Origin of the sequence: Streptomyces sp. NPDC048361 (genome assembly GCF_040651795.1) — a bacterium.
Taxonomy (GTDB): Bacteria; Actinomycetota; Actinomycetes; order Streptomycetales; family Streptomycetaceae; genus Streptomyces.
In genome coordinates this window covers 62,228-86,047 of the sequence record NZ_JBEZKW010000004.1, presented here as the reverse complement: position 1 = coordinate 86,047, position 23,820 = coordinate 62,228, and the positions used below count along the sequence as shown (strand labels likewise).

The following is a 23,820-nucleotide window of genomic DNA, read 5'->3' as shown; positions in this document are numbered from 1 at the left end:
CGTCGTGCCCCTACTCCGAGTCGACTTAGCATGAACGGCCCCCGGGGGCAGGACCCTTGGGGCGACCTGTCGCTCTCACAGCAGAGGCGGGGTCTTGGGACGTCTGGCGCGAGAGCACGTTCACGTCGCGGGGCGCAGGCGCGCGGGGGCCATGGAGTTGGTCGGGTGGTAGGAGGCGGCGGCCAGCGAACTGCCCGTACGCCACTGCTTCCAGGTCAGGTTCCAGTCGCCGTACCCGTTGTCGAAGACGGTCATGGGGGCTCCGTAGCCGTGGACGACATCGACGATGTCGCCGGGGCGGACGGTGTTGAAGAACCACGCGGCGTCGTCCGTTGACATGCCGGTGCAGCCGTGGCTGACATTCTCGGCGCCCTGGGCTTCGAGGGACCAGGGCGCGGCGTGGACGTACTCGCCGCTCCAGGTGAGGCGGGTGGCGTAGGAGACGGGCAGGTCGTAGAAGTCGCTGGTGCCGCGGGCGATGCCAATGGAGTCGCCCCGCATGCGTACCGTGCGCTCCTTGCCGAGGACCACCTTGATACCCGCGCGGGTGCGGAAGCCCTGCTTGCCGGTGGTCACGGGGATCGTTCGGACCGTGCGGCCGTTGCGCTTGACGGTCATCTCGTGTGCCGCGACGTCGGTGACGGCTTCGACCCGGTCCCCGGTGGCGAGGGTGAGCGGCTGTGAGGGGCCGCCGTACAGCGTGTTGGTCACGTGTACGCGGTCGAGGCCGCTGCGGACCTGGATCGTGGCGTGGGCGGGCCAGTACGTCTGGGGCCGGTAGTGCAGCGTGCTGTCGTCCACCCAGTGCCAGGCGCCCCGCACGGCGGGCTGGGAGGTGACCTGGAGCGACCGTTCGACGAGCCGTCGCGCCTGGGCGTCGTCGCCCGGGACGGGCCGGGACAGCTCGGCGACGACGGGCTGCCCCACCCCATAGACCCCGGCCGTGGGGCCGAAGGTCGCGGTGAGGCGGCTGCCCGGTGGTGGCTGCGCGGTCGCCAAGGCCCAACCAGCCTGTCCCGGGGTGCCGTCCTGGTCCTCGGCCGTGGCTCGGATCCGGTAGTGGGTGCCGGCGCGCAGCGGCGCCGTGGTGTGCCAGCAGGAGCCGTCGTCGCTGATCCGGCCGGCCACGTGTCTTCCCATGGCGTCGGTGACGCTCACGTCCGTGAGCCGGCCGTCCGCCGTCAGCCTCACGGTCAGGGCATCGGCCGGGTCGGCCGACGACGTCCTGGTTTCCGTAGCGGAGCCGGGTCGCCCGGCCGGGCCCAAGTCGGTTCGCCGGATGAGCAGTTGACGCCGGTCGGTGTCGTCCCTCGCATCTGTCGCCTGCAGACGGTTCTCGTCCCAGAAGCCCGCGGTCGCGCACGAGCCGACGGGGCAGCTTCCGGAGCACCGTCCGCCAGTGGGCTTCTTGCCCACCACGGCCTCCAGCGCCGTGTCCGCCAGAACGGGGACGGTCGCGGCAGCAGGGTCTGATGACAGAGGCCTGGGCGCCGCGGCGGCCAACGTCATGGCACTTGCCGCGGCGAGCGCCATGCTCCAGTTCCTGACCCGGGGTCTCACCGTGCAGCCCTCCCAGACATCGACAGCGGGGTGGCGTCATCAGAGCAGACCTCGGGGAAGATCATATGACCGCGCCGTCGGCGATGACCCCGAACGGGTGCAGCGGACCGCCCGGTTGCATCAACGCCCGGGGGACGGAAGGGTCGGTGACTACGGCCTTACCCGGCCTTACTGCACCCGGGCCGCCGCGGTCGCCACCACGGCCGCACCCGGGGGCGCCGGCGGGGTCGGTGAGCCAGCCGCGTGAGGCGAGGAGGTCCAGCTCGGGGTGGAAGTCGTCCGCGGGAACACGGCCATCCGATTTGTTCTTACGAACTATCGCTCGAACTATCGCCCCTCTTCTGCATGGCCCAGTCCTCGACCGGCGGGCGGGCTCATTCCGCAATCGGCGGGTGTGGGGGCGGGTACGGGGCGGTCTGCCGTCGTCGTCAGTCTGCCGTCGCACGTGCTTCGGCCGCCGGTGTCGGAACGGTGCAGGCGTCGGCGATTGCCTGCGTGTCCCAGTAGAACGGGCGAACCTCGGTTATCCGCCCGTCCTTGACGCTGATGGTTTGCAGGATAGGGAAGTCGAGTTCGCGGCCGGTCGCGCGAGCGCGAGCACGGACCTGGGTGAGGACCACCGCGGTCTCACCCGTGGCAAGGAACTCCTGCTCCACCATGGCGAACGACTCCCACACCTTTCCCATCTTGAGGAAGAACTGCGCCATGCCGTTGTGCCCGCGCCAAACGCCGCCGTAGGGCAGCGCGTCCGCTTGGTGCAACCGGACGTCCGGCGCGAAGAACGGAGCCAGCAGGTCGAACGAGACCTCGCCGGGACCTCCTGCCTCCAGGTAGGCCGCTTCAGCTGCGTACATGCCGGTGAGAACGGTTGCCGACCGAGGGTGTGGTGACATCGTCATGCCGTCAGCATGGCTGGCGCGGTGGGTCCTTGCTGGCGGCAATCGGACGCCGCGTTACTCGCGGCTGCGGGCTGCGGGCTGCGGGCTGCGGGCTGCGGACTGGGGACTGGGGGGCGGGGTGCGGAAGTGCGGGGGTGCGCCGGCGGGTGCGGCGGGTGCTGCTGCGAGCGCGGGGTGCGGTTTGGCCGCGTACGCGCATCAGCAGCCGGCCCGCGTGCCGGGCGTGTGGAAATCGCCGAACCGCGGTGCGCCCGGCTCCGGTGGGAGCCGGGTGGCGCGGGCGGTGAAGCTGATGGCGTGGTACCAGCCGCACAGCATGAGCAGATCGAGGATCTGTTCGGGGCTGAAGTGGGCGCTGAGGCGAGCCCACAGCTCGTCGTCGATGTCGTTGCCGTCGTGCAGGGCGTCGGCGGTGTCGAGGAGGAGTCGGTCGCGCTCGTCGCTCCAACAGGGGTCGACGCTGGATCCATGGGTCAGGGAGGCGATCTGGTGGGGGGTCAGTCCGGCGCGGTCGGCGAACAGGGCGATGTGGACGCCCCATTCGTACTCGCAGCCGCACCGTGCGCAGGTACGGTCGATGACGAGTTCCCGGTCTCGCAGGTCGAGACTGAGTCGGCGGCTGAGCTGGTAGGAGCCCCAGCTGTGCAAGGCCTCGGCGAGGGGAAGGTTATGGGCGTAGGTGCGGAAGAGGGCGATGGGCTCTTCTCCGCCGGGCATCATGCGCTGCAGTACTGCCGCGGCCTGTCCGGGATACGGGACCGTTAGCGGTGGGATCCGGGTGGCCATGACGGCGACCTCCTGCTGGGCGATGCTTCGAAGTTAGAAGCGCTCTCGGGGAGCGTAGTGTTTCTGATTCCGAAGCGCCAGCCCCGCGCTGGCCCGTGGCATGGCCGGGAGCGAGGGCGAAGGGGACCTCGAAGCCTGCTGCCGAGCGCCAGAGCTCGCCGTTGGTGTGAACGACGACGGCGGCGAGGAGCAGTGTCGCGGCTGCCCAGGCCGGGCCTGCGGTTGGCGAGATGAGTGCGCAGGACACCGAAGGCTGTTCCTGAGCGCCGGTAGGCGTGGGCGCCGGCTTCGGGGCTCCGGCTGTGAAGGGGGCGAGGCTCATTTCGGCTGCACGACGTGATGACTGCGGCCCGTGCGCGGAACGCCTCCCGAGCGCCGCGTTTGGGTGTGGTCGCTCCCGGGGCGGTATCCCGGCGGGGAGTTGACCCCTGGTGCCGGGCGAGGCAGTCCCGGACCGCGCTCACCCGGCCCCGAGCGCCGAGCCTCAGTCGTTGGTCAGGGTGCGGCGCAGGAGAGGCAGCAGACGGTCCCAATGCAGCTGTAGGGCGGCGGAGTTGAAGGCGTCTGTGTCGGCCATGGTGAAGCCGTGCGCGCTGGCGGGGTAGATCTCGGAGGTGTAGTCGACGCCCGCCGAATCGAGAGTGTGGTTGAGCTCTTCGAGAGCCTCGGGCGTCAGGTCGCTTGCGGCGTGACCGAAGTGCACGGGGGCGGCGAGTTGGGCGAAGGGATCACTCCCGTCGGCACTCACGGGGGCGTGGAACGCGGCGACGGCGGCCACTTGGCTGGGGTGGGCCGCGGCGGTGCGTACCGCGAGGAGGCCGCCGATGCAGTAGCCGGTCACCGCCACCGGACCGGCGGCGACCTCGGGCTGCGCGGTGAGGAAACGGAGATAGGCGTCTGCGTCGCGCACCGTACGTTCCGCGGTGTGCGTCTGGATCATGGGCATCAGCTGGGCGAAGACCGCGGGGCGCTCCTCGGCTCCGATGTACTCGGGGAGCTCGATCACCGGTGTGGGGCCGTGCCGGTAGAAGAAATTGGGCACCAGCACGTAGTACCCGTGCTCGGCCAGTTCGAGGGCCATTGCGCGCAGCACGGGCCGGATGCCGAAGCCGTCCGCGTACATCAGCACCCCAGGGTGCCGGCCACCCCCGTCGGGGAAGGCGGCGAACGCGTCGGACTGGCCATCGGCGGTCGGAATCTGCAGAGACTTGGTGGGCATGAGAACTCCTGTCGTGGTTGGTGTGTCGAGCCCGTGAGTTCGTGGTCAACACGACGGAGGCGGATCTCGCGCAGTAGTGGCAGATCCTTGATCCAGCGGCGGGCCGGCACCTGCCCGCACAGCGCTCAGCAGAGCACCGGGACACCGAGCCGTGCGTGGCGCGATGTCTCCGGTGAAGTCCCAGTGCACCTTGTCGTCCGATCCACGGGTCGTCCTGCAGCCCGGCCGGCCACCATCCTTCCCGGTGGTCGGGCGGTTGCGGTGAGGAGCATATGCGGTTCCTGACGTGGCTCGGGTGAGGAGCGGATGCGGGTGTCCGCACTCGCGTGTCCTGCGCGCTGTTGCTGTTGCTGTTGCCTCGGGAGCCGGGGCACGCCCGTAATCGTGGGGCTCGTTTGGCTCGTGGAGCCGTTGGAGCCCGCGTAGTCCGTGGACGAATGGCGGGGGTGAACACCTCCCCTCCACCGTGACGTCCGGCTCGCTCGGGGCCTGCGGCTTCGGTTCGAGATGTGGGGGGCGTATCCCGAGGTGTTGGCGGGGCTTCGCCATGGGGGAGAGAGCCCGGGCCGCCCGGGTGGTCTCCGGTGCGGGGGATGGATCAGCGGCGGGCGCGGGGCGGGGCGGCGGGGGCTTTCGGCTTCGAGCGGGTGGCGGGTGCCTTGGCAGGGGGCGCGGTCTTGGGTCTGCTTGCGCTCTTGGTGCTGGATGCTCCAGTTCTCCCGCCGGCTCCCTGCGAGGGGCTGGATGTCGGACGGGTGCTGGTGGTGCGGCCGGGCGTTGGTCTCGCGGTCGCGCCCGGGCCCGACAGGAGGCACGGTCGGACGCCGGGCGGGACGAGATCGCCACCATTGGTGCGGACCGGAGTCGGGCACGGCGGAGCGTTGTTGGATGCCCCCTGATCGCTGCCGCAGCCGGTGAGTGCGAGGGCGGCGACGGCGGTCGCCGTGAGGATGGTGGCGGTGGCACGGTGCACTGGTGCGCCTTTCGTAGCGGCTCGAATAGCAAGCAAGACGGGCCGACGGTCGCACTGGTTGCAGCCGCACCCGGACTGGGCAACGGCCCCAGGGGCGCAGCCGAGTTGGGAGTCGATAGTGCGGCCGGACCGCGCGGGGCGCCGAGCGCGGTCGGCGCCGAACGGATGCGGCTGAGCCGGCTATCCGTGGCCCTCTGCGAGGCGCTGTGCGAGATGAAGGAGGTCGGCCCGGCGCAGCACGCGTCCGTCGAAGCCTGGCAGGGGAACATGGAGGGGCAGGCTCCAGTGCGCGGGGATCGCGTCCAGTCCGTAGTACGCCCCCGCGAGACCCCCGGTCACCGCGGCAACGGTGTCCGTGTCACCGCCGAGGTCGATCGCGGCCCGTATCGCGGCTTCGAAGCTGGTGGTGGTGCGCAGGGCCCATACCGCGGAACCCAGGCACGGCCAGACGGCGCCGTTGAACTCGGTTGCCTCATCGGGGTGCCAGTGGGGCGAGAGCACGGTGGTGTACCGGTCGCGGTGGTCGGGGTGGACGAGAGCCAGGACGTCCGGGAGCGCGGTGAGGGGATCGGTGTCCTCGAACGTGACGCGGATGAGTTCGTGGAAGATCGCGGTGCCTTCCCAGGCCGCGCGGTCTCCATGGGTGAGAGCGGCGATGCGGCGGGCCGCATTCATGGTGGCTTCCTGACCGGCGGCCGCGAAATGGACCGCGGAGGTCGAGGCCCGCATCAAAGAGCCGTTTCCGGCTGCTCGTTGGTTGACCTGGAAATGGAGCGCGGCGGCGAGGTCCCAGGGCATGCCGTTGGTGAGGACGTCCTCGGTCTGCAGGCCGATGTCCTTGGGATCTGACACAGCCCACCGTTGGAAGCGGCCAAAAATGTCCGGCAGATCCAGTCCGCCCCGGTCCAACAGGGACTCCGCGACCAGGACGGCCATCTGCGTGTCGTCAGTGGCCTCGCCGGGGTCCCAGCCACCGCCTCCGCACATCTCGCCGCCAGCGCCGGGCGTGGGGAATCGGGCGGAGAACGCCCCCCGAAGACTGAACTCGAAAGGCCCGCCCAGAGCATCACCCACCGCTGAGCCGACGATCGCGCCGGCGGCCCGCTGAATCCGTTTCATTCGCGCAGGCTATCCGTGGCGCACCGACGGCCGCGCGGCCCGGGTGACCTGTGGGCCGCACACGTACCAGCTCATGACACGGCCTGTGCGTTGCCAACTGGACCCGTCCTCGATCCACCCTGACCCGCCCTCAACTCGCCCCGTCACTGGACATGGTCATCCGTACTCGTCGAGCAGGCGGGGGTAACCGGCCGCGTCCTCGTCGGGCGCGCGGGTGCGGATGGTGCACAGCTGCACGGCGGTACGGCTGTGCTGGACATACGCGGCGCCCGGGCCCGCGCCCCTCAGGTCAGTTCCCGTACCACCCGGGCTGGATTGCCGACCGCGAGCACGCCTGGCGGCAAGGTGCGAGCGACGACGGCGCCCGCACCCACCACCGTGTTCGCACCGATGCTCACGCCGGGGCAAACGATCACCCCGCCGCCCAGCCACACGTTGTCTCCGATGGTCACGGGCAGGGCCTTCTCCCATCCCGCCCGCCTTCGCACCGCATCCAACTCGTGCGTCGGGGTGAGGAGTTGTACGTTCGGCCCGATCTGGACATCCGACCCGACGCTGATGGTTCCGGTGTCGAGGAATACCGCGCCGAAGTTCACGAACGTCCTCGCACCGATACTGATGTTGTAGCCGAAATCGCAGCGGAACGGCGGCCGGACGCGGACGGACGGGTCCACCGTGCCGAGCAGTTCCGTGAGGATCGCGTGCCGTTCGGCGGCGGGTGCTGTGACTGCCGCGTCGTAGGCGGCGCACAGCCGGACGCGGCGCTCGGAGTCGGCGAGGAGTTCGGGATCGTCGGGCAGGTACCACTCGCCGGCCAGCATCAGGCGTTTGTTCTCACCCACGGGTGTCCTCCCGGCTCGGTTGTCGAAACGGTACGCCATGCAACGCCGCGTGCGGGAAGGCGGCTTCTGCGGGTAGCTCCCGGCGTGTTCGAACCCGGGCTCCTGGCCGAGGCGTATGCCCCCCAACACGCACGGCGGTGGTGGTGGCGCACAACGGGCTGTGCCAGAAGGCGAGTTGAGAGGGCCATCCGTTGCGTGCGTCCCCGGTGTGGTCGGTCGCCCCGCTGTTGCGGTGTGTCCGCCAGGGCGCTCCGACATCAGGTCAGTACCACGTCAGTGCCAGTCCTTGCCCAGGTCGAGGTCGCCGGCGCGGGGCTGGGTCAACGAGAACCAGTTGCCCGAATCGTCCCGGAAAATAGCCTCGGTCCCGTACGGGCGTTCCCGAGGTTCCTGGAGGAACTCCACCCCGTGGGCCTTGAGCTTGGCGTAGTCGCCGTGAATGTCGTCCGTGGCCAGAACGCCCGCGCCGAGCACCCCCTTCGCGATCAGCTTCTTCATGGCTTCGGCGGACTCGAAGTCCATGGCGGGGGCGCCCGGCACCATCAAATTGAGCTCGACCTCGGGCTGATCCTTGGCACCGACCGTCAGAAAGCGCGAGCCGCCCTCTCCCATGGTCATGTCCGTGCGGACCTCCAGTCCCAGCTTGTCGGTGTAGAAGTCCTTGGCACGATCCTGGTCAAGGACCCAGATGGTGGAGATGGTCAGTCCCTTGATCATGGCGTTGCTCCCTGGTGCGCGGTTTTCGGTAATGCCACCGTAGGCAGCCGGATCCTCAGGGCGCTTCTCGAAAATCGCTCTCTCCGGCTGGCGCCTCGGCGCGAGGGAAGCCGCCGGCCCACAGCATCGCGTAACAACCGGGGATGAGGGCGGCCCCACGTCCGACGTGCCGTGCTCGGTATGCGGACGGCGTGAGCCCGGTGGCTTTCTTGAAGCGGGACGAGAAGCTGCCGAGGCTGGAGAAGCCGACCAGGTTGCAGACCTTGGTCACCGTGAGGTTGGCGGTTCGCAACAGTTCCTGGGCTCGCTCAATGTGGCGTCGGGTCAGGTACTGCCCGTGAGGCTGCGACGCCGCGAGGCCGACCGACGTTGGCGGGCGCGGCCGCGGGACAGTCAGAAGGGCTCGCCGACCTCTCCGAGCCGGATCCGGCTGGAGCACTGCTTCATCTGGAGCCGATCGTCGGAGAACCAGCCCTGCCATGGTTCGTCCAGGCGCTGCCAGGCCGCCGGCTGCCCCTTCTCGGGGTTGAGTGGCGTCTGCCGATCGATGACCGCCAGGTAGGAAAGCCCCGTAGTGGCCGACCAGTCGGGGTGGTAGGAGCGCACGGTGGCAGCAGCTGGTATCGCCAGCAGCTCCGTCTTCACTCCGGTCTCCTCGAACAGCTCTCGACGTGCTGCCTCGCGTGGCGTTTCTCCGGGATCGACTTTGCCGCCCGGCGGCACCCACCCGCGCCAGCGGTGGTGCACCAGCAAGACGTGCGTCAAGGCCTCGTCGAACGCCCACACCTCAGCGGCCAGCGGCCCATCTGCAGCTGCGCCAGGGCGCAGCAGCCACTCCAGCGCGCTGTCGAGTTCGACAAGAGCCTGACGCGTATCCCTGATTGCAGCTTCGAGGGTGCGTGGCGCTGTCCGATGGTCATTCATCCACCGGAGAGTACGGCGAGCCACTGACAATCGAGAGCCCTCTACCGCTGCATCCCGCTGCTCCCGCTGCTCCCGCTGCTACGGCTGCGCTTCCGACGCCCTACCGTCGGCACCGCGGTCCGCGCCCCGCGGGGGTGCAGGGGTGGGGAAGCGGTGGCCCACGTCCGCGAGGCCCACGTCCGCGGGACGTTCTATCGGCCGAGCGGCGCTCTAGCGGCGGATCGCCGAGATGAGTCCGCCAGGCCCCTCTTCACGCGGCGGCGGCGTGTTGATCGGGCGGCCGTACGCGGCGGCGCGCTCGCGCACGGTGTGACTGTCGGCCTCCCAGCCGTGCGTCGCCAGCCAGCCCACCGGGTCGTCGGGCATCTCCGAGACCCACATGGACGCCGCCGTTCCCGGTGCGGCGTCCGCGCCGAAGCGCTCGATCACGCCGCGCGAGCCCAGGGTCAGCCCCATCCAACTGCCTGCCGCCGATTGCGCGCTGATCCGGGCCAGGAGCAACTCCACCGCGTCCTCGGGCAGATAGATCAGCAGACCTTCGGCGATCCACGCGGTCGGCACGGCCGGGTCGTGCCCTGCGGCCGCCAGCGCGGTCGGCCAATCCTCACGCAGATCCACCGCCACGGTGACCCTCTCGCAGCGCGCCACGGCCTGCTCCTGGCGCAGCACCGTAGCCTTGAAATCCAGTGGCGCGGAGGTGTCGACTTCGAAGAGCCGGGTGCCCTCGGGCAAGTCCATCCGGAAGGCACGGCTGTCCATGCCGGCACCGAGCAGCACGACCTGCCGAACCCCGGACGCGGAGGCCTGCCACAGCAGGTCGTCGAGGAACTTCGTCCTGATGACGATGGAGAACGAGACAGCCAGCCGTCGGCGCCGCGCGGCTTCGTCATCGGGCAGCGGCGCCGAATCGGGCCACAGGCCACCGGCGGTGGCGAAGGCCTGCGCCAGCGGGTCGCGGAACAACGCGTCCTTCCGCTCGCTCTCCAGCGCCCGTACCCTCGCCACGCCCACAGCGGTGGCCCACACTCCCGACGGCTGCACCCGCCCCTGCTCATCAGTCACCGTGTCAGCCTAGTTGGTCGCTTTCGGGGCTTGCGGAGGGGAGAGGGTTCGGTGTTCAGGGTGGACTCGAGCACGCCACCCAGGATGTCGAGGGTGGGCCCGTCGTCATACATCCCCTGGAGGACACCGTCGAATCTTGGCTTCGACGGGCATCGGCGAGGGTGGGGCCCGATGCGGCTTCGGTGAAATGGGGCATGGTGAGGCACCGGCGGGTCCTGGCGAGGCGCCGGCGGGTGGGGGCCTTGTGAGGCCGATGAAGCTGCCTCGGCGTCCCCGACCTCATAGCGCCCCGTGCAACCCGAGAGAACGACTGCATGACCATCTTCCGCTGTGTCAATTGTCAGCAGCCCGTGACCAGCGAAGTGGTGGCGAGAGAACCAGTGAGGGGTCGCGAGCGGCCATCGGGTCACGAGGTCGTTCCGCCGCGGATGTCTCTGGGGACCTTCACGATCCACTTCGACGGCAGCCTTCTGATCTGCCACCCGGAGGACGTTCCTGGGACAGCGCTTCACGCCGACCCGCGGCGTGTCAGTGGTTGCTGCGGGCTCGCCGGCCAAGACGGGCCCAACCTCGTCTGCGGCAGATGCGGCAGATTCGGCGTTGAGGTAGCGACGAAAAGTCCGATCGGGGTCCAGCAGCGTCGTGCCCGGTAGGAGACTGCGGCGCCGCCGCTCGGCACGGTCGTGGTTGGCTAGCGCCGCGTCGACCAGCTCGGCGGTGAACACCTTCGTCGGAATCCACCTCATCAATCGGTTCGGGCTGGGCGGGCCGGACGCAAGCAGGTGGCGGTCACAGTGTCACTGCCATGGGGCGCCGCGATGGCGCGTCGGTGGTCTCGCAGATCGAGGTTGGCGGCTCCATCAGCCCGTCCGGGCGGCTTGACCGCCCCGTCCGAGCAGTCCGGTCGGAGCGACAGGACCCTGGTCGGCCATGCGTGGCAGGGCTCGGCGTGAGACGGCGGTGACGGCCAAGGGGAGGAAGGGACGCAGCGGCTGGACGCAGCGTAGCCAGGGTGGGGCGTACAGAGAGGCACGACGTCGGTCGATGCCGCGGGCCAGCCAAGTGGCGATGGTGGGCGCGGGGTAGGTGCGCCGGGCACCGGGTGGCATATGGGCGCGTAGCTCACGCAGCACTGTGTGCTGGTCGGCGTCGCGGATCATTTCGGTGTCGGTCCAGTGGACGTAGGCGATACCCACCTGGGTGCCCTGGGGCGCCAGTTCGGCGCGCAGGGACTGGGCGAAGGACTCGACTCCCGCCTTCGACGCGCAGTAGGCGCTCATCATCGGCGCCGAGCCGAACGCGGCGGTGGAGGCGATTTGCAGAAAGTAGCCACGGTTGCTGAGCAGCGCGGGAAGGAACACGCGGGCGGTGGTGGCGCTCCCGCAGAGGTTGACCTCGATGACGCGCCGCCATGTCGTCGGGTCACCGGTGGCGAAGGGGCCGCCTTCGGCGATACCCGCGTTGGCCACGACCACCGACGGAGGCCCCAACTCCTGGTCGACCGTGCCGGCCGCGCGCTCCATCGCTGCCTCGTCGGTGACGTCCACATCGACGCAGCACGTCTCTGTCGGCAGGGCCCGGGCGACCTCGCGCAGGCGGTCGCCCTCCAGTCCCAGCAGGGCCACCCGCATGCCGCGCTCGGCAAGCTCCCGCGCCAACACCGCACCTATACCGCGGGCTCCGCCGGTGATGACGGCCGTACGGCCCTGCAAACCGTGCACAGGGCCCATGACGGTCCCTCCAGGTGAGGCCGCCGCCGTCCGCGTGGTTACCCGCGACGGCGGTTTCAGGTCTGAGGCGGTCGGTCGGTTTCCGGTCTGAGGCGGTCGGTTCGCGATCCGATGGGTGTCTGATGGGAGACTGCCCTCTCCCCCTACCGACCATAGGCTGGTCCGGCGCCGGCAGCCTGTCGCACAGCCTGTTGCGCGCTGAACAGCCCAGCCATGCGCCATGCCCAGCCCCGGCCCAGCCTGGCAAAGTGCAGCGACCATGGAAGTCCGACGTGCCGGTCAGTACGCTCTCCCTCCGCATCCGCATGGGCCCTCAGCCGCTCAGCTGATCACCAGTCGAGGCGTTCATGTGTGGAGGTGGCTGCGTTCCCCGTTGTGGTCGAGGATGCACAGGATTTCGGCGGGGCCGCGGTCGCTCCGGATGGTGTGCGGAGTCATCGTGGAGAACGAAGCGGCCTGGCCGGTCTCGACCCGGATGACGCGTTCGCCGAGATAGAGGATGACGGTGCCGGACAGGACGGTGAACCAGTCCCGGCCGGGATGGACACCGAGGTCGCCGGGGGCGACGCTGCCGGCCTGGTCGGTGATGCGCATCTTGGCGACGGTCAGACCGTGGGGGCCGCTGTCCTGGGTGAGGAGCCAGATGGTCAGACCGCGCTTCTCGTCGCGGTCGGGGCGGATGACGACGTCGGAGTCGTCAGGGGACTCGACAAGCTCGTCCAGGGACTTGCCCAGGGCTCCCGAGATGGCGGTGAGCTGATCGAGGCTGATGCGCCGGTGGCCGGTCTCGATCCGGCTGAGCTGGGACGGACTGATGCCCGCGCGTTCGGCGAGGTTGTCCAGTGACCAGCCATGGGCCTTGCGCAGGGCTCGGATCCGCATCCTGACGATGGCATCCACCGTAGCTTCTTGCTCCACCGGCAAGAGTCTATGACTGGAAGGCAACGATCGCTTTACCGTCGCGGCATGAACGAATTTCACAGCGCAACAGGTCCCACCAGCCACAATCGCGCGATGGGCTCCGGTGGCGCGATGGCGGACCTGTTGGAGCTGGACGCAGAGGTTCTTGCGCCCTATCTCGCGGAGCTGACCGGCTGGCTCGCCGAGCTTTCGGACGCTGCTCCGGCCCGAATCCTGGACCTGGGCAGCGGCCCTGGCACCGGCAGTCTCGTCCTGGCCCACCGATTTCCCCGGGCGGTGGTGACGGCCGCGGACATCTCGCCGCAGATGCTGCACCGTCTGCAGGCGCAGGCAGCTCTGCGCGGTGTCACGGACCGGGTCCGCACGCTCCAGGCGAATCTGGATGAGACGTGGCCACAAAGGGACGGGGAGGGTCCGTACGACCTGATGTGGGCCGCGGCTTTCCTGCACCACGCGGCCGTCCCCCATCGCATCCTCACCCAGGCCTTCGAGCGCCTGCGGACGGGAGGGCTCGTGGCCGTCACCGAGATGGACTTCTTCCCCCGCTTCCTGCCTGAGGACGTCGGTATCGGGCGGTCCGGCCTGGAGGCCCGCCTGCACGCCGCGACGGATACCCGGCCGCCCTCCGAATGGACCGACGAGCTGATCGACGCCGGGTTCGCCGTCGAGGCCCGTCGGCCCTTCGAGATCGCACTTGACCGCACGCAGGCAGGGCCGGCTCTGAACCGCTACGCCCACGTCTGCCTGGCAAAGCTGCGCTCCCACGCGGCCACCGTCCTCGACACGAACGACCTGGCCACCTTGGACACCTTGCTCGACGAGACACAGCCGCACAGCATCGCGCGCCGCGACGACCTGTGTGTGCGCACCGTCCGCACCACCTGGATCGGTCGTCGTCCCTGAGCCGCAGAGCGCAGAGCGCAGAGGGCGGGGCCGTGCCGCAGCCCAGCCCGGCCAAGCTCCTCAGCCCCTTCCCGGGGCGGGCTCCGGCGGGGCTTCAGCCGCCGGAGAAGTACGACGGTGTGCGGACTCGCATCGTGGCGGCGAGCTCACGGAGAACGGCGTCGCTCACCGGGGGAGTGGTCGCCTCGATGACTGCGACAGCGCCGCCGACCCGCGTGAAGTACGTGACGTACTGGTAGTTCGACGATCGCCACACTCCGGGAGCCACCTGGGTGCAGGCGGGCGACGGTGTCGGAGAGTCGCCGGTGACCGCCGTGCAGTGGGAGGGCGGCGTGAATCCCGGCTGTACGGGGCCGACGATCACCTGGATCTCCTGGTGCAGCTCGTCCATCGTGTTGGCGCCCCTGCGCAGGCTGTCCGGGGTGAGCCGGTAGTAGAAGGTGGGTGTGCTTCCGGGAGTCGAACCGGTCGTGCCGACGCCGTTCAGGTAGTAACCCGCGGGCAGGTTCGGCCCCAGGAGGGAGACACGGGCAGCGGCCAGTTCGCTCTCCTGGCTGCTTCGCGCGGCCCGCGAGGCGGCAAACGATCCGATCGGCATCAGCAGGACCAGGGCAAGGGCCACGACTGCACGCGGCCACAGTGGCCTGCTCGACTGAGTGGCCCAGGCCGCGAGGGCGAACAAGGCTACGTACAAAGCGAGTTGGACGAACAGGGCCCCGACGGAAGTCCACTCGCTCGTGTGCGTACTCCAGGCGACGTACCAGTCGATTCCGACACCGAGCAGGGCGGTGAGCCAGGCCGGCCGGACCTGGACGATACGCAGGGCTGCCCACGAGAAGAGGAAATCCAGGAGTGGCGCGGCGTAGGTCCACAGAAGGGCGACCCCCAGGCAGCCATAGCCCGACGCTTTCCGGCAGGCGCTGGAGTCCAGCAGTAGCCATGTCGACAGCAAGAAGACCGCCACCGTGACCAGCCCGACCCCGGCCGCCCGCGCCGCACGCGCCGCACGCGCCACATATCGCGACTGTCTCACCGCCACCGGTTCGCCCAGCACACTGCTCATCATGTCCTCCCCCGAGTCGTACCAGAGCCTATAGAACGGCCTGTTGGGGCGTGACATGGCCCGGGCGGCTGGACGCTGAGCGCGATCGGCATGGCCCGGCGCGAGTGGCCGGCGACGCCTCCGGGTCCGGAATGCCGCAGACCTCGATGCCCGCCACCGGCCCGCCCGCCCGGCCGGGGCCGGGTGGAGAGCGTGCGCACTTCCCTGGGTTCCTTCAGGTCTTCACCAGGACGAGTCGACCTGTCACCTTCCCACGTCGTCCGCAGCGAGCAAGGTTTGAGCGACGGTCAGTTCCGGAGGAGCCCGGAGCGAGCGGGCCCGTGGGCTGATCCCGTCAGCTCCCGTGCGGCACCGAGTCGATCATGGTTGAATCCTGCGCGTTGTAGAGCGTCGCGGCGCCTCGGGGGGCTGGGTCCGTGCTCGCCCACCCCCGTCGGCAAGTGACGCGGGTCACATCGGCTCCATGTCACGAACGGAAGGGCCGCTTGCGTCTGTTGGTCGTCCGCACGGCAGGAACGACCGACTCGAAAGAGGCAGCAGAGCGATGAACGCGACGGCAGCACGGCAGCACGAGGTTCTGGTCCTGGGCGCCGGCTACGCGGGGCTCGCGGCGGCGATCCAGCTCGCGGCCCGTACCAGGAAGCGCGGAAACCTGCATGTCACGGTGGTCAACCCCTACGACACGTTCACCGAGCGGCTCCGGCTGCATATGACCGCCACCGGCCAGCAGACGGCCGAGCTGCACATCCCGGAACTGCTTGCCGGGACCGGGGCCCACTTCGTTCGCGGTTGGGTCACCGCCGTGGACGCGGAGGCCAGGACCGTACGCGTCGACGACGACCGGGTTCTGCGCTACGACACCCTGGTCTACGGCCTCGGCGGCATCGCCGACACCACGACCGTCCCCGGCGTGGACGAGTACGCCCACACCCTCGACAGCCCGCAGGACGCTGCCGTACTCGCGCGTCGGCTGGCCCGGTCGGACGGGAGGACCGCCGTGGTCGGCGGCAGCGGGCTCACCGGCGTCGAAGCCGCCGCGGAGATCGCCGAGCGGTACCCCGAGCTCAACGTGGTGCTCCTGGGCCGGCGGGAACCCGGCGCGGGCATGCACCCGCGGGCCAAGACCCACCTGGACGGGGCGCTCGCGCGGCTCGGCGTGCAGGTACGCAGTGGCGTCGAGGTCACCAAGGTGCTGCCCGACAGCGTCGAACTCGCCGACGGTTCCAGCATTCCGGCGGCCGTGGTGCTGTGGACCTGCGGCACGCGCGTCTCGCCGCTTGCCGCCGCCGCGGGCCTCACCGTCGACGATCGCGGCCGCGTGGTCGCCGACAGCTCACTGCGCTCGGTCTCCCACCCGGACGTGTACGCCGTGGGCGACGCGGCCGCGATCCGGCAGGGCTACGGATTGATGCACGGGACCTGTCAGAGCGGCATGCCCGCCGGGGTGCACGCGGCTCTCTCGATCCTGCGGGCACTGGCCGGCAAGGAGCCCAAGCCATTCCGTTTCGGTTACTACCACACGCCCGTCAGCCTCGGCCGCGACGACGGCGTCGTGCAGTTCACCCACCCCGACGACAGCCCGCGCCGGATCGTCCTGACCGGCAAACGGGCCGCGAAGTACAAGGAGACGGTCACCGCCTCGCCGTGGCCCACCTTCGCCCGTATGAAGAAGATGCCCGCCTCGGGCGCGTTCTGGCCGCACGGCGGCCGTTACACCCGGACCTGGAGTACCAAGTGACCCAGCGCCGGCCGCACCAGACCGACTCCGAACGGCGGCCGCTACACCCGGACCAGGAGTACCAAGTGACCCAGCGCCGGCCGCACCAGGCCGACTCCGAACGGCGGCCGCTACACCCGGACCAGGAGGATCAAGTGACCCAGCGCCGGCCGCACCAGGCCGACTCCGATCAGCTCGTCTTCCAGGAGTACCGCACCCTGCTGTTCTCCGTCGCGTACCGCATTCTCGGCTCCGCAGCCGACGCCGAGGACGCGGTCCAGGACGCATGGCTCAAGTGGTCGGCGGCCGACCGCTCCCAGGTCGCCGACCCCAAGACCTACTTGGCCCGGATCATCTCCAACCTGGCGATGGAGCGGCTCCGTTCGACCCGCTCTCAGCGCGAGACCTACGTCGGGCCCTGGCTGCCCGAGCCGATCCTCACCGGCCCGGACACCGCCGAGGGTGTTGCCGCGGCGGACTCGGTCTCCATGGCCCTGCTGATCGTCCTGGAGACGCTCAGCCCGCTGGAGCGCGCGGTGTTCGTGCTGAAGGAGGTCTTCGCCTTCAGCTACCGCGAGATCGCGGAGGCGGTCGAGCGCTCCGAGCCGGCGGTCCGTCAGGCCGCGCACCGCGCCCGCGAGCACGTGCAGGCCCGCCGCCCCCGGTTTGCCGCGGACCGCGCCGGCCAACGCGACGTCACGGAGCGGTTCTTCGCGGCGGCGACAGGGGGCGACATCAACACCCTGATGGAGGTGCTCTCCCCGGACGTGACCCTGTGGACCGACGGCGGCGGCAAGGTCCGCCAGGCGCTCAAGCCTGTCATCGGTCTGGAGACCGTGGCCCGCTGGTTCGCCGCGCTCGGCACTGTCACCTACCAGGGCGTCGAGCCGGGGCAGATGCGGGCGGAACTCACCTGGATCAACGGTGGCCCGGGGGTGGTCTTCCGCGGGCCGGAGGGTGTGATCGCCACGATGACGTTCGACTTCGATCCGCAGGGCCGCATCTCAGCCATCCACAATGTCGCCAACCCGGACAAGCTCCATGCCATCGCCGAGGGCATCCGGCACGAACTCCCGTGAACCGCCACACCGTTGCCGCCCATTCGAGGACTCCCCCGCCGGCCACGGCGAGGGAAGGCGGGGGAGGAAAAGGCGTGGAGCGATGATCAGTGGAGCTGGTAGCTTTCAGTCGACCGTGACACCGCCCAAGGAGGTGAGACCCATGAACGCTGTACCGATGTGGGTGCTCCCCCTTGCCGTCACGGCCGGCGGTTAATGTCGCGCCGGGAGCACCCCAACAAGGCACTCCCGAAAGGCAACACCTATGTACTCTCTGCAGTTCACCGCCGAGTCGTCGTCGAACGGCATGCTCGAACGCGACTTCACCCTGGGCGATGTCCCCGGTGTCCTCTGGTCGCCTGCCTCCGGCACGGCCGATCGCGCGCCGTTGGTGCTGATGGCCCACGGCGGCGGCAACCACAAAAAACACCCGGCGATGGCGGGCCGTGCCCGCCTCCTCGTGACCGGTTGCGGCTTCCATGTCGCCGTCATCGACGCGCCCGGTCACGGCGACCGGCCTCGTACAGCGCACGACGAGGCCGAAGTCGCCGAGTTGTTCCGGGCGAGGGCGGCGGGCGAGCCGGAAGGCCCGATCGTCGTGCGCTACAACGACCACTTGGCGGAACGCGCCGTGCCCGAGTACGTGGCCGTGCTGGATGCCCTCCAGGATCGTCCGGAAATCGGCACCGACGAGTCGGTCGGCTTCTGGGGCATCAACATGGGTACCGCGATCGGCGTGCCGTTCGTGGCGGTCGAACCCAGGATCACTGCCGCGGTCTTCGGTCAGCACTGGCCTGATGCCCTGGCCGAGAAGGCGAAACGGATCACCGTCCCGATCGAGTTCGACCTGCAGTGGGACGACGAGCACATCGCGCGCGAGGACGGCCTCGCCCTGTTCGACGCCTTCGCCTCAAAGGAGAAGTCGTTGCACGTGAACTCCGGCAAGCACAAGGAGCTGCCGAGGTACGAAGCCGAGAGCGCGGTCCGCTTCTTCGCCCGTCACCTCGGCCGTACGTTCACCTCCCCTGCCTGATGTGCGCGGCCGCGGGCCCGGTCGAAGCACCGGGCGCCGCGGCCTCGGCACGCTGCCGGTGGGGCTGCGGCCCGGGGGCGGCCGGCGTCGTGTCACCTCTCCGGCGGGCGCCCGAGCCGTGAGCGGCGGTGGTCGGGGAAGCGGATCCCGCGCGGATCGAGCAGATCGACCAGATCCATGAGGGCGTGTTGCAGCGTGCTGCGCCGGGCGTACGCGCGTTCACGGTCGGAGCCGTCACGGAAGTACACCCGCAGGAAACCCCGGTCCACGATGTTGTAGAGGCGGGACTGGAGGTCGAAGGCTGCCCACAGGAGCGGATCGCGGTGGCGTCCCATGAGGTCCTGCTGCGCGGTATGGCGCTCCAACTCGTGTGCGAGCAGCGCCTGTCGGCGGCCGGAGCGTGCCGAGAACCAGACACTGGCGAGGGCCACCGAGCCTGACAGGGACGCGACGAGTAATTCGGTATTCACAGGTCCAGGAGCGTATCGGGCGCGGAGGCGTCCCACCCGCTCGATCGTGGCACATCGCAGGGTCAGGACGGCGGTGCCCACGCGGTCCGTCCGCGTTGAGGCCCCGGGGCGGTGGGGGACATAGGGTCGAGGCATTTTTACTACATTGCACGTGTATTTGGCATATGCCTGGGTAGGTGTTGAGAACGGAAAAGTCGCTGCTGTGCGGCGTGGAGGTGGCGAGGATGGCGGCAGGCAAGAAGGCCAAGAACGTGGCCCATAAGGCCAAGGGCAAGATGAAGGAAACCACTGGCCGGGCTGTCGGGAACGAGAGCCTGGAGGCAAAGGGCGCTCGCGAGCAGATCGCGGGGGACGCCAAGCAGACGGTGCAAAAGGGGAAGGACACGTTGAAGCACTGAGCGCCGGGGGAGTGCGGTGCGTTCGCAGAGCGACGCGAAGGACCGCGCATGACGCAGAGCGAGGGCCGGCATTTGGTGCCGGCCCTTCTGCGGTCACGGGTCGCGGTGGTCAGCGCCGCTGCCGGCGGCGACCACGACGTGGCGTCTCGGGCTCTTCCTCATCGTCCTCGGAGTCCTCCTCGGTCTCGTCCTCGGGGGCTTCGTCCTCGTCCTGTCCGTCTTCGTCGTCTTCGTACTCCTCCTCGTCGGCGTACGGTTCCTCGGTCTCGTCCTCCTCCTCGGCGTTGTCCTGCCCGGGTTGCTCCTCCTCGTACTCCTCGTCGTAGTCGCCGCCCTCCTCCTCGGTGTCGTCCTCGGGCGCTTCGTCCTCCTCCTGGCCTTCTTCCTCCAACGCCTCTTCGTGAGTGCGCACCACCTCACCGTCACGGATCTCCCCGCGCCAGCCCTCCGCCTCGTCCGTGGTGAGCGAGACGTGTCGCAGGAAGTGCTTGAGGTCCAGACGCAGCCGACGGCCCTGAGCCCGCCAGATGTTCCCGGTCTTCTCGAAGAGCCCGGAGGGGTAGTACTCGACGACGACGACGATGCGGGTCAGTGTGGGCACCAGCTCGTGGAAGCTGACGCACCCGCGTGTGCTCCCCTTGGCGCCCTCCGAGGTCCATACGATCCGCTCGTCGGGTATCTGCTCCTGGACGGTGGCCTTGTATCCGCGCGTGGAGGGGCCGACCTTCACCTTCCAGTCGCTGGTGGTGTCGTCGTCGCGGGAGACGCTGCGTACTCCTTTGGCGAAGCTGCTGAAGTCCTCGTACTGAGTCCAGTGGTCGTACACCGTGCGCAGGGGCAGGCCGACGTCGATGAACTCGATGATGTTGATGACCTTGCCGCCGCTCTTACGGCCCTTTTTGCCCTTGCCGAACAGGTTCGAGGCGGCGTCCGTCACCGTGTCCTTCACGTTGCTGACCTTCTGCCCGAGCATGGCCTTGACGGGGGAGTCGCCCTGCAGGAGCCGGCCTCCGACGCCGGCGATGTCGGAGAGCTTTCCCTTGCCGTCGGCCACGTCCTGGAGCTGGTCGGTGACGTCCCAGAGCTTGTCGGTCGCCTTGTCCGCCAGCTGTCCTGCCTGGGCACCCAGGAACGAGGTCGCTTCCTCGATGAGCTGATCCAGTCCGGACTTGCCGTTCCGTCCTTCGGAGCGCTGTGACTGTGCCATGGCCTACCTCCCCGCGGACGGCCTGCGGCCCGCCGTCTTCTTCGCTGCTGTCTTTTTCGCCGTCGTCTTCTTGGCGGCCGTCTTCTTCGCAGGCGTCTTCTTCGCAAGCGTCTTGCGCGCGGGTGCGCGCGCCGAAGTCTTCTTCGCCGCGGTCTTGCGGGCGGGCCCGCTTGCGCTCTTCCTGGCGCTCGCCTTCTTCTCGGGGGGCTTCGAGGCCGCCTTGTTGGCGGTCTTCTTGGCCGGCGCCGCTTTCTTGGCCGGTGCGGCCTTCTTCGTCGCTGGGCGGCCCCCGCCGGCCCGAGAAGGTGTGCTCTTCCTGGCGGCCGGCGAGCGGCCGGCGGCCCGGGATGATGAGCTCTTCTTGGCGGGGGCCTTCTTCGCTGGGGTCTTCGCCGCGGACTTCTTCGCAGGCGTCGAAGGTGCCGAGGGTGTTGAGGGACTCCGGCGACGCGGGGACCCGCGGGGGGCGGGCTCGGAGGCGGCGCTGCTGCGGGAGCGCGGGGAAGGCCGGCTGCGTCTGCGCGGCGGGGGAGCTTCCTCGGGCTCCTCTTCCTCGTCCTCTTCGTCCTCCTCATCCTCTTCGTCTTCGGGCCGCCTCGCGTAGGCCTCGTCCTCGCTCTCGTCGTCGTACTCCTCCTCGCCTCCCTCGTCCTCGGGCTCCTCCTCCGGTTCTTCTTCGCCCTCGGTTTCGTCCTGCGATTGCGCGTAGCCGTCCTCGTCCTCGTAGGAGTCCTCGTCTTCGTCTTCGTCCTCGTACGGCTCCTCGCCCTCGCCCTCTTCCTGGTCCCGGTCCTCGCCGTTGTGCCCGCTGCCGAGTTCGAGGGTGCGCTGATGGAGCGAGTCGGCAAGGTCGGCGAGCTTGCGGTTGGCGGTCGCGCTCAACGCCTTCTTCCCGACGCTGAGGGCTTCGCCGCGGAGTTGCTCGCTGATCTCGGCGAACTGCGGCGTTTCCTTGAGCTTGGCCAGGCCCTGCGTCATGAGCTGGGCAGGGTCGAGACCGAAGCGGCGCCCCGCGAGATAGGTCGCCACGGAGAAGGCGAGGCGACCCTTCTTGGCGCGTCCCAGTACGTAACCCCCGGCCATGGCGGCCGCGAGCGTGATTTTGGTCGTGTCCTGCATGAGCTGCAATCCCTTCACCCGGGCTGCTGACTTCATGCCGCCCGGGAACGTCCGGGGTCCGCGGCTACGCCGACGTCGTGGTGATGTCGGATGCCGACGCAGGGAGACCGCCCCGCTCAGGAGGCCTACCAGCCCCCTGCCCCCGAGGCGAGAGAGATATGTACATATATGATGGCATTGTATTCGGCACGTGGTGTTCCCTCAGTGGAGTGACCGATGGCCGCACCAGAACCGGCTAGACCGCGCCGTGCCCGTCCGCGCCCGGCCGATGAAGCCGACGACGCAGACAGGGACGGGCCGCGTCGCGCGCCCGCCAAGAAGGCCAGGGCCGGCGTCCCTGACGCGGCCTCCGCGATGCGTTCCGCCGCCGGACAGCTCGCCCAACTCCTGGGCCGCGTCCCCGATTCCGTCACCTCGCTCAAACCGACCGAGGACGGGTGGGAGGCACAGGTCGAGGTGGTCGAACTGGAACGCATCCCCGATACGACCAGCGTGATGGCCAGTTACAAAGTCGCCTTGGACCCGCGGGGAGCGCTGGTTTCCTACGAGCGGACCCGCCGCTACAGCCGAGGCATGATCGACCGGCCGACCTAGCGGAAGGGCCGCCAGGGAAGGAGGCGCCATGACCATGGTGCCGCAGAGCGGCAGCAGCATGAGCAGAGGCGGAGGGGGCAGCGGCAACCTCTACGACGTCCTGGAACTCATCCTCGACCGCGGCCTTGTCATCGACGTCTTCGCCCGCATCTCGCTGGTCGGCATCGAACTCATAAAAATCGATGTACGGATCGTGGTGGCCAGCGTCGACACCTATTTGCGCTTCGCCGAAGCCTGCAACCGCCTCGACCTGGAAGCCGGCCGCAAGGCCCCCGCCCAGCTGCCCGAGGTGGTCGGCGGTCTGATGGAGGGTGGTGCGCACGGCAAGTCCAAGGGCGCTCTCAGCGGCGCGGTCGAAGCCGTCACCGACTCCTTGTCCGGCCGTTCCGGCAGCGCGGACGAGCCGGAGGAAGAGCCGGAGGAAGAGGAGGCCGCGCCACGGCGCCGGCGTCCCGCCCGGCGGCCGGCACGCCGCGAGAAGGAGTGAGCGATGGCGCTCTACGTGTACGCGATCACGGGCAAGGACCACCCGCGCCGTCCCGACGGCCTCAGCGGAGTCGGCGCCCACCCGACTCCGGTCCGCACCATCACGACAGGCCCTCTGACCGCGGTCGTCAGCGACATCTCGGAAGAGATCCGGCCCAAGCGACGCGACCTCCAGATCCACCGGGAGGTCCAGGAACATTTCATGGCGGGCGCGGTCATCCTGCCCATGCAGTTCGGCTACATCGCGGCCGACGACCAGGACGTGCGGCAGGCCCTCGAAGCGAACACCGCCGCCTACCTCGCCGCCCTCGACCGGCTGGACGGATGCGCCGAATACCACGTACGGGCATCCCAACAGGACGAGGAGCAGCTGCTGCGAGACGTTCTGCAGGATTCCGCCGAGGCCCGGGAACTCAACAACCGCATCCGAGCCGGCGACCCGGACCCGCAGCTGCCCCTCTCCCTCGGAGAACTCGTGGCCCGCGCAGTCCAGGAACGCCAGGACGCACTCGGCGCGGGACTCATCCAGGCGTTGACCGGCTACGCCCGCGAACACGTCGTCCACCCACCGGCCTACCCCGACTTCGTCAACCTGTCCCTGCTGGTGCCGCACGAGAAGAAGGACGACTTCCTCACCGCCCACCAGGGCCTCACCGACCAGCTCGCGGACGGCGTCGACCTGCGCGTCGCCGGCCCCCTGCCCCCGTACAGCTTCGTGCAGTGACCGGCCCCGGAGCTGCCCCACCTGCGTCACGAGGAGGACGAGGACCATGGGATTGCTGACGTACTTGGTCACGCTCCCCGCAGCACCGGTCCGGGCCGTGGTCTGGGCCGCCCAGCGCGTCACGGAGGAAGCCGAGAACCAGTACTACGATCCGGCACCCATACGGCGTGAACTCGCCGACCTGGAGCGGCGCCTGCTCAGCGGCGAAATCGACGAGGACACCTTCGACCGGTACGAGGACCAGCTCCTGGACCGGCTGGCGGAAATCACCGAGTTCCATCAGCGGCGTATGTGAC

Annotated in this window: 24 protein-coding genes and 1 pseudogene; 9 read left to right on the top strand and 16 right to left on the bottom strand. The window is 69.4% G+C overall.

Annotation, left to right across the window (positions count from 1 at the left end; genetic code table 11):
* Positions 1–120: 120 nt before the first annotated feature.
* The 12 genes and pseudogenes from AB0D31_RS03600 to AB0D31_RS03545 form a co-directional block, all read right to left on the bottom strand.
* A complete protein-coding gene (locus tag AB0D31_RS03600) occupies positions 121–1,533 on the bottom strand; it encodes an Ig-like domain-containing protein (RefSeq protein ID WP_362716415.1) in 1,413 nt (470 codons plus the stop codon).
* A gap of 455 nt (positions 1,534–1,988) precedes the next feature.
* Entirely contained in the window at positions 1,989–2,459 is a 471-nt protein-coding gene (locus tag AB0D31_RS03595; RefSeq protein WP_362716412.1) for a nuclear transport factor 2 family protein, read from the bottom strand.
* 198 nt (positions 2,460–2,657) lie between these two features.
* Complete coding sequence (locus AB0D31_RS03590) at positions 2,658–3,245, bottom strand: carboxymuconolactone decarboxylase family protein (protein ID WP_362716409.1); 588 nt, start codon at positions 3,243–3,245, stop codon at positions 2,658–2,660.
* A gap of 484 nt (positions 3,246–3,729) precedes the next feature.
* Positions 3,730–4,464: a dienelactone hydrolase family protein gene (locus tag AB0D31_RS03585; RefSeq protein WP_362716407.1), complete on the bottom strand. Its 735-nt coding sequence runs from the start codon at positions 4,462–4,464 to the stop codon at positions 3,730–3,732.
* Between the two features lie 1,153 nt (positions 4,465–5,617).
* Positions 5,618–6,556 carry an ADP-ribosylglycohydrolase family protein gene (locus AB0D31_RS03580; RefSeq protein ID WP_362716404.1) on the bottom strand — a complete coding sequence of 313 codons (939 nt, stop codon included), beginning with the start codon at positions 6,554–6,556 and terminating at the stop codon, positions 5,618–5,620.
* Positions 6,557–6,840: 284 nt separating this feature from the next.
* On the bottom strand, positions 6,841–7,398 hold the full coding sequence (locus tag AB0D31_RS03575) for a sugar O-acetyltransferase (protein ID WP_362716401.1): 558 nt from the start codon (positions 7,396–7,398) through the stop codon (positions 6,841–6,843).
* Between the two features lie 273 nt (positions 7,399–7,671).
* Positions 7,672–8,115: a VOC family protein gene (locus AB0D31_RS03570; protein ID WP_362716399.1), complete on the bottom strand. Its 444-nt coding sequence runs from the start codon at positions 8,113–8,115 to the stop codon at positions 7,672–7,674.
* 55 nt (positions 8,116–8,170) lie between these two features.
* A pseudogene (locus AB0D31_RS03565) lies at positions 8,171–8,452 on the bottom strand (helix-turn-helix domain-containing protein); the annotation flags it as partial.
* Between the two features lie 56 nt (positions 8,453–8,508).
* Positions 8,509–9,039, bottom strand: a complete 531-nt coding sequence (locus tag AB0D31_RS03560) for an NUDIX hydrolase (protein WP_362716397.1) — start codon at positions 9,037–9,039, stop codon at positions 8,509–8,511.
* Positions 9,040–9,249: 210 nt separating this feature from the next.
* A complete protein-coding gene (locus AB0D31_RS03555; RefSeq protein ID WP_362716394.1) occupies positions 9,250–10,101 on the bottom strand; it encodes a class I SAM-dependent methyltransferase in 852 nt (283 codons plus the stop codon).
* 860 nt (positions 10,102–10,961) lie between these two features.
* Positions 10,962–11,831, bottom strand: coding sequence for an SDR family oxidoreductase (locus AB0D31_RS03550; RefSeq protein ID WP_362716391.1), 870 nt, complete (start codon positions 11,829–11,831; stop codon positions 10,962–10,964).
* A gap of 345 nt (positions 11,832–12,176) precedes the next feature.
* Positions 12,177–12,713, bottom strand: a complete 537-nt coding sequence (locus AB0D31_RS03545) for an XRE family transcriptional regulator (RefSeq protein WP_362716691.1) — start codon at positions 12,711–12,713, stop codon at positions 12,177–12,179.
* Positions 12,714–12,797: 84 nt separating this feature from the next.
* Here AB0D31_RS03545 and AB0D31_RS03540 point away from each other — a divergent pair, with 84 nt between their 5' ends.
* Positions 12,798–13,655 (top strand): class I SAM-dependent methyltransferase, encoded by an 858-nt coding sequence (locus AB0D31_RS03540; protein WP_362716389.1) that lies wholly within the window; start codon positions 12,798–12,800, stop codon positions 13,653–13,655.
* 94 nt (positions 13,656–13,749) lie between these two features.
* Here the strand turns inward: AB0D31_RS03540 and AB0D31_RS03535 are convergent, their stop codons facing one another.
* Positions 13,750–14,718 (bottom strand): hypothetical protein, encoded by a 969-nt coding sequence (locus AB0D31_RS03535; RefSeq protein ID WP_362716387.1) that lies wholly within the window; start codon positions 14,716–14,718, stop codon positions 13,750–13,752.
* Between the two features lie 544 nt (positions 14,719–15,262).
* On the opposite strand from AB0D31_RS03535, the gene AB0D31_RS03530 reads away from it, so the two are divergent.
* The 3 genes from AB0D31_RS03530 to AB0D31_RS03520 all read left to right on the top strand — a co-directional run bounded on the left by AB0D31_RS03530 (position 15,263) and on the right by AB0D31_RS03520 (position 18,526).
* Positions 15,263–16,456, top strand: a complete 1,194-nt coding sequence (locus AB0D31_RS03530; RefSeq protein ID WP_362716384.1) for an FAD-dependent oxidoreductase — start codon at positions 15,263–15,265, stop codon at positions 16,454–16,456.
* Positions 16,457–16,590: 134 nt separating this feature from the next.
* A complete protein-coding gene (locus tag AB0D31_RS03525) occupies positions 16,591–17,514 on the top strand; it encodes an RNA polymerase sigma-70 factor (protein WP_362716382.1) in 924 nt (307 codons plus the stop codon).
* A gap of 244 nt (positions 17,515–17,758) precedes the next feature.
* The gene (locus AB0D31_RS03520; RefSeq protein WP_362716379.1) at positions 17,759–18,526 is read left to right on the top strand and encodes an alpha/beta hydrolase; all 768 of its coding nucleotides are present in this window, start codon (positions 17,759–17,761) and stop codon (positions 18,524–18,526) included.
* 92 nt (positions 18,527–18,618) lie between these two features.
* Here AB0D31_RS03520 and AB0D31_RS03515 read toward each other — a convergent pair whose 3' ends face one another.
* Complete coding sequence (locus tag AB0D31_RS03515; protein WP_362716377.1) at positions 18,619–18,996, bottom strand: hypothetical protein; 378 nt, start codon at positions 18,994–18,996, stop codon at positions 18,619–18,621.
* A gap of 224 nt (positions 18,997–19,220) precedes the next feature.
* On the opposite strand from AB0D31_RS03515, the gene AB0D31_RS03510 reads away from it, so the two are divergent.
* Positions 19,221–19,394: a CsbD family protein gene (locus AB0D31_RS03510; RefSeq protein ID WP_362716689.1), complete on the top strand. Its 174-nt coding sequence runs from the start codon at positions 19,221–19,223 to the stop codon at positions 19,392–19,394.
* A gap of 109 nt (positions 19,395–19,503) precedes the next feature.
* On the opposite strand, the gene AB0D31_RS03505 is transcribed toward AB0D31_RS03510, so the two are convergent.
* Entirely contained in the window at positions 19,504–20,601 is a 1,098-nt protein-coding gene (locus AB0D31_RS03505) for an SRPBCC family protein (RefSeq protein WP_362716375.1), read from the bottom strand.
* 3 nt (positions 20,602–20,604) lie between these two features.
* Entirely contained in the window at positions 20,605–21,720 is a 1,116-nt protein-coding gene (locus AB0D31_RS03500; RefSeq protein WP_362716372.1) for a histone protein, read from the bottom strand.
* 216 nt (positions 21,721–21,936) lie between these two features.
* Here AB0D31_RS03500 and AB0D31_RS03495 point away from each other — a divergent pair, with 216 nt between their 5' ends.
* The 4 genes from AB0D31_RS03495 to AB0D31_RS03480 are packed head-to-tail and all read left to right on the top strand — an operon-like array spanning position 21,937 to position 23,819.
* Positions 21,937–22,314 carry a gas vesicle protein gene (locus AB0D31_RS03495; RefSeq protein ID WP_362716369.1) on the top strand — a complete coding sequence of 126 codons (378 nt, stop codon included), beginning with the start codon at positions 21,937–21,939 and terminating at the stop codon, positions 22,312–22,314.
* 28 nt (positions 22,315–22,342) lie between these two features.
* Positions 22,343–22,801 (top strand): gas vesicle protein GvpJ, encoded by a 459-nt coding sequence (gene gvpJ / locus AB0D31_RS03490; RefSeq protein ID WP_362716366.1) that lies wholly within the window; start codon positions 22,343–22,345, stop codon positions 22,799–22,801.
* Positions 22,802–22,804: 3 nt separating this feature from the next.
* Positions 22,805–23,524, top strand: coding sequence for a GvpL/GvpF family gas vesicle protein (locus AB0D31_RS03485; protein WP_362716363.1), 720 nt, complete (start codon positions 22,805–22,807; stop codon positions 23,522–23,524).
* Between the two features lie 46 nt (positions 23,525–23,570).
* On the top strand, positions 23,571–23,819 hold the full coding sequence (locus AB0D31_RS03480) for a gas vesicle protein GvpG (protein WP_362716361.1): 249 nt from the start codon (positions 23,571–23,573) through the stop codon (positions 23,817–23,819).
* The last annotated feature ends 1 nt before the right edge of the window (position 23,820 follow it).

Excerpts from the sequence above, each read along its gene's own strand:
- AB0D31_RS03600 (WP_362716415.1), bottom strand. The coding sequence starts at position 1,533 with ATGGCGCTCGCCGCGGCAAGTGCCATGACGTTGGCCGCCGCGGCGCCC.
- AB0D31_RS03595 (WP_362716412.1), bottom strand. The coding sequence starts at position 2,459 with ATGACGATGTCACCACACCCTCGGTCGGCAACCGTTCTCACCGGCATG.
- AB0D31_RS03590 (WP_362716409.1), bottom strand. The coding sequence starts at position 3,245 with ATGGCCACCCGGATCCCACCGCTAACGGTCCCGTATCCCGGACAGGCC.
- AB0D31_RS03585 (WP_362716407.1), bottom strand. The coding sequence starts at position 4,464 with ATGCCCACCAAGTCTCTGCAGATTCCGACCGCCGATGGCCAGTCCGAC.
- AB0D31_RS03580 (WP_362716404.1), bottom strand. The coding sequence starts at position 6,556 with ATGAAACGGATTCAGCGGGCCGCCGGCGCGATCGTCGGCTCAGCGGTG.
- AB0D31_RS03570 (WP_362716399.1), bottom strand. The coding sequence starts at position 8,115 with ATGATCAAGGGACTGACCATCTCCACCATCTGGGTCCTTGACCAGGAT.
- AB0D31_RS03560 (WP_362716397.1), bottom strand. The coding sequence starts at position 9,039 with ATGAATGACCATCGGACAGCGCCACGCACCCTCGAAGCTGCAATCAGG.
- AB0D31_RS03550 (WP_362716391.1), bottom strand. The coding sequence starts at position 11,831 with ATGGGCCCTGTGCACGGTTTGCAGGGCCGTACGGCCGTCATCACCGGC.
- AB0D31_RS03545 (WP_362716691.1), bottom strand. The coding sequence starts at position 12,713 with ATGCGGATCCGAGCCCTGCGCAAGGCCCATGGCTGGTCACTGGACAAC.
- AB0D31_RS03540 (WP_362716389.1), top strand. The coding sequence starts at position 12,798 with ATGAACGAATTTCACAGCGCAACAGGTCCCACCAGCCACAATCGCGCG.
- AB0D31_RS03535 (WP_362716387.1), bottom strand. The coding sequence starts at position 14,718 with ATGAGCAGTGTGCTGGGCGAACCGGTGGCGGTGAGACAGTCGCGATAT.
- AB0D31_RS03530 (WP_362716384.1), top strand. The coding sequence starts at position 15,263 with ATGAACGCGACGGCAGCACGGCAGCACGAGGTTCTGGTCCTGGGCGCC.
- AB0D31_RS03520 (WP_362716379.1), top strand. The coding sequence starts at position 17,759 with ATGTACTCTCTGCAGTTCACCGCCGAGTCGTCGTCGAACGGCATGCTC.
- AB0D31_RS03510 (WP_362716689.1), top strand. The coding sequence starts at position 19,221 with ATGGCGGCAGGCAAGAAGGCCAAGAACGTGGCCCATAAGGCCAAGGGC.
- AB0D31_RS03505 (WP_362716375.1), bottom strand. The coding sequence starts at position 20,601 with ATGGCACAGTCACAGCGCTCCGAAGGACGGAACGGCAAGTCCGGACTG.
- AB0D31_RS03500 (WP_362716372.1), bottom strand. The coding sequence starts at position 21,720 with ATGCAGGACACGACCAAAATCACGCTCGCGGCCGCCATGGCCGGGGGT.
- AB0D31_RS03495 (WP_362716369.1), top strand. The coding sequence starts at position 21,937 with ATGGCCGCACCAGAACCGGCTAGACCGCGCCGTGCCCGTCCGCGCCCG.
- gvpJ (WP_362716366.1), top strand. The coding sequence starts at position 22,343 with ATGACCATGGTGCCGCAGAGCGGCAGCAGCATGAGCAGAGGCGGAGGG.
- AB0D31_RS03485 (WP_362716363.1), top strand. The coding sequence starts at position 22,805 with ATGGCGCTCTACGTGTACGCGATCACGGGCAAGGACCACCCGCGCCGT.
- AB0D31_RS03480 (WP_362716361.1), top strand. The coding sequence starts at position 23,571 with ATGGGATTGCTGACGTACTTGGTCACGCTCCCCGCAGCACCGGTCCGG.